A 6,141-nucleotide genomic window follows, 5' to 3' on the forward strand; every position below is an offset into this window, starting at 1 on the left:
TCTATTTTTCTTCTTCGATGATTTCTACTTCCGAGGTAATATCGATAATGTCGCTATCTAACTGTTGTGCATATTGCCTTAATTCTTTTTCTACCATCGACCAAACAATGGCGATAGCGATTCCATCATCCACAAGTCCTAAAACAGGAATCAAATCGCTTACTACATCAAAGGGCATAATAAAGTATAACAATGCTGCTCCTATTAGCCCTTTTTTTGTTTTACTTGTATGAGGGTCTTTAAAATAAAGATACATCACCTTAAGCTGCTGAATGAGGTTTTGGATACCCCCTGTTTTTTTATTTTTCTTGGAAATTCACGATAAATCTTTCTTTTACCCTTGCTTGTCCTTGCTAAATCCACTAGTTTCATTACTAGCTCGATAATCTTTTGTCGGTTCATCTAATTCACATCCATCTGAAGGAAGATTGTTTTACTATCTTATACGATAAAAATATCGTCTAAGTTTCATATTTCATAGGAATTAGTAGTTCTTGAATGTATCGATTTCTTTCCTTTCTTAAGTCAATAAACTGGCCACTCATTGAAACTAAAGGTCTGTGAGGTTCAGACGGGTCTGCCAAAATGACGGTCGCCTTTTGCCCATCATTCATGATCACCTCTTGCCCTTCCATCAACTTGGAAATATATTGGAGGAAATTGAGAACAATGGCAGCATTTAATTCTCCTTGAAAGGCGATTTGGTGTAATTCCATATAGGCATGGAAAGGAGAGAAAGATTTTTTGTAAACCCTTTCTGAAGAAATTGCATCATATACATCTGCAATGGCAACAATTTGAGCAACGAGAGGAATATTAGTACCGTCTTTTTTCAATGGGTAACCTTTTCCATTTAGTCGTTCATGATGCATTAAAGCTGCTGTAAGGACCAAGGGGTCTTTTATCTCATTTTTTACTAGAATTTCATATCCTAACCGTGGGTGTTTTTTTACCGTTTCAAATTCAACATCTGTTAACACAATTGGTTTTTGTAAAATAGAGGAGGGTATTAAGGCTTTTCCAATGTCATGAAGAAACCCAGCATGACCAATTCGAATGACCTCATCCCCTTTTAATCCCATCAGTCTTGCCAATAAGGCGGAAATGATCCCAACATTGATGGAATGTTGCATGGTATAATGGTCAATGTCTTTAATCGTTCTCAGTTGGATAAAGAGATGGGGAACCGAAACCATATGGGACATTAAATCATCAAAAATTTCGAATAATGTATCCTGTTCGATTCGCTCTTGCCTAGAAGCGGATTGAAATAGATCTTCAACTGTTGTTAAACACGTATCATAGAGTTGATAAAATTCGGGATCCATTTTTTGAAGGTGGTTCATGTATTCATTGATGGAAGTTCTTGTTTCCTCAATTGCAATGCGATCAATTTGACGAATGATGATTGCTTTTATATCTTCTTCTGTCAAAATATGACCCTTTGATAACAAAAGAAGACCTTGTTCTGTAATAATATCATCTGCTAATTGTTGTTTCACCAATCCCATATAGGGTTTTACATATTTCATGGGTACCTCTCCTTACTAAGGCTTATAAGAAGTTTTTAATATATACTATTAAAAAACAGCAAAAACATTCAAAACAACGCGTTTAATCGTAGTATTTTTTCGGAGGAATGATCAATGACTTACTGGCATGAATATCGAAATCTATTTCGCAGTCGCTCTGTCCTGTTATTGCTTAGTAGTGAAGTAATTAATTCGATTGGATCTACATTGACTTTTTTTGCCATGATGGCACAAGTGATGCATTTAACCGATCGAGATTTATATATTGGAATGGTCATGATGATGGAAATTACTCCTGCTATTCTTTTTGGTTTTGTCGCAGGAATTATTGCTGACCGCTTTGATCGTAAAAAAATTATGATTGTCAGTAATCTATTAAGGGCAGGTATTATTTCTCTTCTTCTCTTTTCCGATCAATTATGGCAAATTTACTTGATCGCGTTTATCGATGGAATTGTGGCAAATTTTTTCCAACCAGCCAAACGGGCTTTGCAACCCACATTAGTAAAATCTGAAGAATACGTTACACTAAATTCCCTTTTTTCATTAACGAATAGTACAATGCAAATTTTCAGACCAGCCATCTCAGGGCTCGTCGTTGCTTTTTTAGGTGCAAAAATGGCTTATACAGTTGATGTGATTACCTTCATCTTAGCAGCAGGATTGACGCTTGGAATTAAAGCGCCTCCTTTTGTAGAGGAAAAGAAAGAAAGGTCGCAGCAAATGTGGCAAGATTTTAAAGAGGGAATTCGTTATATCGTCAATAAAACGATCTTAAAATATATCTTTATCTTTCAAATCTTTTTCACCCTTGTAATGAGCATGCAAGGGGCTCTTACCTTTTTATATGTAGAAAAATACATGGCTCATGGTGGAAATGTTGAGCAAATTACTGGTTACCTATTTTCGATGATTGGAATTGGTGGTTTTATGGGAGCATTCCTCTCAAAATGGATGATTGAAAGAATCGGGGGAATTCAGCTATTACTCGCGACCACGATTTTTGATGGTGTCATGGTGGTTTGGTTCTCTTGGACAGACCAATTACCCATTGCCTTATTTATTTGGGCCTTTTTTGGAATTATTGGTGCTGTATCCTCTGTCGTTATTGAAACATTGATTCAACATCAAGTGCCAGAAGATTTGCGAGGAAGGGTTTATGGTGTGATGGGCCCGTTGACTGGTCCAATTTCTCTCATTTCCATTGGCGGTGGTACTACCTTGTCCCAATGGTTTGGGCCAAGATTGGTGTTCATGTCTGCAGGACTTGGCGAAATCCTCCTAGGCATCTTTGGCAGAATCGTCCCTGCTTACAAAAAAATGGAGAATCAATGACTTCTTAATTAAATCATTGGTTCTCTTTTTTTAATCTATTTAATTGGAACTTGTATCAAAAAAGTAATTTCCCGATCCAGAATAGGAAACGACTTTAATTGTATAGTCTCCTGTTACGCCTGGGCTAAAAGTGACTAACTCCTGCCGTTCAGTCCCCTCTGCCTTTCCTACCAATGTTCCATTTGGATCATAGACATAAAGGTCAAAATCCGGACTTCCACCAAAGAAACCACTTACCCAATCTGAAATGACAAGTGTTACCGCAACTGGTTCTGAAGTAGAAGTTACACTAAGTATCCAATTGTTACTATCTCCTGAAGAACTTAGACTTCCACTAACAAAGTGGTGTGAAGGTACGATTGGCGCTGTTCCATTATAGTTCCCTGCAACCTTAATAGCATCATACGCTTGTAAGCGCCCTTTCCCATAATCAATGTCTTCAGCTGTTGGTCCCCAATCACTTGCTGTTGAAGTAACGATCGTTTTAATCTCACTAGTCGTGATCGTTGGTTTTGCATCAATCATCAAAGTAATTACTCCTGCTGTAAAAGGAGTAGCCATACTAGTACCGCTATAAGTTATATAACCATTTGTAGAATTGGCTTCTGCAGCCGTAATGTTATATCCAGGAGCAGAAACATCTGGTTTAATACGGTCATCAGCAGTTGGTCCACGACTTGAGAAATTGGCTAGGTTAAAACCATATTCTCCCACATCCGCCATCGCAGCGACTGTTATGGCATCAGAAGCAGCTCCAGGGGAACCAATCGTATATTGTGTTGGTCCTGAATTGCCTGCTGCAACAGTTACAGCAATACCATTGGCAACTGCTCTATTGACAGCTATCGAAGTAGAGTCCGTACCATCGGAACTACTTGAAGTGCCAAGTGATAAATTAATGACTCGGATATTGTAAACGTCCTTATTCTGAATCGCCCAATCAATTCCAGCATCTACAGTACTCATGGAACCACTTCCACGACGATCAAGCACCTTGATTCCTACCAATGCAGCTCCATATGCTACGCCTTTGTAGTTCGCATTACCATCACCTGAACCAGCAATAATACTTGATACATGTGTTCCATGACCATTATCATCATAAGGAGTTGTTTTAGATCTGACAAAATCCATCCAGCCGATCACTTTTCCTCCGTCTAAATCAACATGGGTTGCATCAATTCCTGTATCAATTACTGCAACCACTACGTCATTTTTTGAATAGGTCGTTAATGATCCATCTAGATCTCCGTCAAGTCCAAAATCAGTTCTAGCTTTTCCCACTCCAAACCAATTTGTCGCCGTATCCATGCTTGCTTGAACAGGCATATCATATTCAATCTGTTGAACAAAAGGCATCTTTTGTAGAGCAATAATTTGGCCTTTATTCAAGTCTGCTGCAAATCCATGGAAAGCCTCGCTATATTCAAATTTTGTCTTGAATAAGCCAATCGCTTTCTCCATGTCTTTTTTCTTGCTTAGAAAATCCGTATTTAACATCACGATGACTGGAATAGTGGTCAGCTCATCTGTTCTATTCATGATTTCTTCTAGGTTGTCAAAAAGTTTGTTTTTGTTGTTGTCTACTTGCTTAGGAAGCTCTTTGTGCTTAACTGGTTGTTTTTCATTCTGTGCCAAAACCATGGGGATTGAACTTAAAACAAACACCATTACAAAAAGAATTATCATCACTCTTTTTGTCAAAAAAATCACTTCCTTTTTCAATATTTGGAATTTGCATTCCTAACAACAATATAATATAAACTTTTTAAAAATATTCAAAATAATTAAAAATGAATAAAATGGCCTATAAAAAATCCCATCTCTTATTAGAATTGGGGCTTTAATCCTGATAGAAATATTCCTTAAGTTAGATCCCCACATCTTTTTGCTAGCTCATTAAGATTTGTATGGATCTCCTGAACGATTCTTTTACGTTCTTCGTTGAACCCTTCCCCATCTCTAAAGTAGATTTGTCGATTTGCAAGGATCAGTCGTTTATTTTTACTTACATACAAAGGAACAAAGGTCAAATGTTCTCCTGTTTCTTGAAAAAAATACTTTTCTAAATAAAGAAATCCCTTATACATTTCTTTGACCTCTGAAGAGGGATCACGATAATCAATATCTGGGAAAATCACAATTCTTTGTCCACTTTTTAAGACTTCTACACTTTGATGGAAGGTTTCTAGTATTTTTCGCGAACCCCTATATACAGGAATCCCTTTCCCAGAATTCAATAGTTTTGAAATGAAAAAGGATAGAGGAAAAGCAACCATTTTCGCTAGATTTCGATTCCAGCCAAACCTTTTGGTAAACGTATAATCTACATATTGCTTATAACAAGCAGCTTGGTCAAGAAAAACATGAAGGATCCACGCATGTAAACATTTTGGAAACCAAAGCAATGTTACAAATGGGCCAAAAAGATTTTGGTGGTGGGAGATATACACGACGGGTCCGTTGATTCGGTCAGGAACCTGAACCTTATATCTGGGATAAAAGATTCGAATAAAACCTCGGATGATTCTAAATAATATACCATAATGACGATTCATTACATTCACCAGCAATCTATTTTTCTCGTAGAAATCCAGAAATAAGTATAGATAAAACCCTGATAGAATCTAGTATAGATTTATAATGAGAACCAGCATTGTTATTAAAATATAATGTCTGTATGGGTACTTCGCTGATCTTTATATTCATTTTTGTTGTATAAATTAACATATTAATTTCATATTCGTATCTTTCTCCTTTAAGTTCCTGAATCTGTGGAAGTATTTTATTAGGAATTCCTCGCAATCCTGTTTGCGTATCTTCTAGTTTATAGCCAAATAAAAGTCGAAAAATAAGACTAGTTATTCTATTACCAATATAGCTACGGAAGGGAACATTAGGTTTGCTAAAATCCCTAACCCCTAGAACGATTCCTTGATCACTATTTTCTATAGCTTTTGCTACTTTATAAACATCTTCCAGTGAATGTTGTCCATCAGCATCTGCCGTAATAACACCTTCTAAATCCTTATGAAATTCTAGATAATATTGAAAAGCAGTTTTTAATGCTCTACCTTTCCCTTGATTTGTTTCATGCGTTAAAACGGTACATCCTTCAATTTTGTTTAATTCCGTAAAGATATCGTCTAATTCTTCTTTACTACCATCATTGACAACGATAATTTGTGATGCACCTTCTTCTAATAGGCTTTTAACATAGTCTACCAAACTATTTGTAGGATTAAGGGCGGGAATGATTACTGCGTAATTTCTC

The 6,141-nt window shown here is 36.7% G+C and carries 6 protein-coding genes; 1 reads left to right on the forward strand and 5 read right to left on the reverse strand.

What is annotated here, in order from left to right; all coding sequences use genetic code 11:
* Window position 1 precedes the first annotated feature (1 nt).
* Complete coding sequence (locus U473_RS07650) at window positions 2–256, reverse strand: YkvA family protein (RefSeq protein ID WP_068725007.1); 255 nt, start codon at window positions 254–256, stop codon at window positions 2–4.
* Window positions 257–461: 205 nt separating this feature from the next.
* The gene (locus U473_RS07655) at window positions 462–1,532 is read right to left on the reverse strand and encodes an HD-GYP domain-containing protein (protein WP_068725009.1); all 1,071 of its coding nucleotides are present in this window, start codon (window positions 1,530–1,532) and stop codon (window positions 462–464) included.
* A gap of 114 nt (window positions 1,533–1,646) precedes the next feature.
* Here U473_RS07655 and U473_RS07660 point away from each other — a divergent pair, with 114 nt between their 5' ends.
* Window positions 1,647–2,867, forward strand: a complete 1,221-nt coding sequence (locus tag U473_RS07660; protein ID WP_068725012.1) for an MFS transporter — start codon at window positions 1,647–1,649, stop codon at window positions 2,865–2,867.
* Between the two features lie 39 nt (window positions 2,868–2,906).
* Here U473_RS07660 and U473_RS07665 read toward each other — a convergent pair whose 3' ends face one another.
* The 3 genes from U473_RS07665 to U473_RS07675 all read right to left on the reverse strand — a co-directional run.
* Window positions 2,907–4,571, reverse strand: coding sequence for a S8 family serine peptidase (locus U473_RS07665; RefSeq protein WP_235589078.1), 1,665 nt, complete (start codon window positions 4,569–4,571; stop codon window positions 2,907–2,909).
* A 161-nt stretch (window positions 4,572–4,732) separates the two neighbouring features.
* Window positions 4,733–5,425 carry a lysophospholipid acyltransferase family protein gene (locus U473_RS07670; RefSeq protein ID WP_068725014.1) on the reverse strand — a complete coding sequence of 231 codons (693 nt, stop codon included), beginning with the start codon at window positions 5,423–5,425 and terminating at the stop codon, window positions 4,733–4,735.
* Between the two features lie 16 nt (window positions 5,426–5,441).
* On the reverse strand, window positions 5,442–6,141 hold a 700-nt coding region (locus U473_RS07675; protein ID WP_161937308.1), incomplete at its 5' end, for a glycosyltransferase family 2 protein.

The organism is Tepidibacillus decaturensis, assembly GCF_001561915.1.
In the GTDB taxonomy this organism is placed as follows: domain Bacteria; phylum Bacillota; class Bacilli; order Tepidibacillales; family Tepidibacillaceae; genus Tepidibacillus_B; species Tepidibacillus_B infernus.

What these genes read in the sequence shown, in the direction of transcription:
- U473_RS07650 (WP_068725007.1), bottom strand. Translation starts at nt 256, where the DNA reads ATGTATCTTTATTTTAAAGACCCTCATACAAGTAAAACAAAAAAAGGG.
- U473_RS07655 (WP_068725009.1), bottom strand. Translation starts at nt 1,532, where the DNA reads ATGAAATATGTAAAACCCTATATGGGATTGGTGAAACAACAATTAGCA.
- U473_RS07660 (WP_068725012.1), top strand. Translation starts at nt 1,647, where the DNA reads ATGACTTACTGGCATGAATATCGAAATCTATTTCGCAGTCGCTCTGTC.
- U473_RS07670 (WP_068725014.1), bottom strand. Translation starts at nt 5,425, where the DNA reads ATGAATCGTCATTATGGTATATTATTTAGAATCATCCGAGGTTTTATT.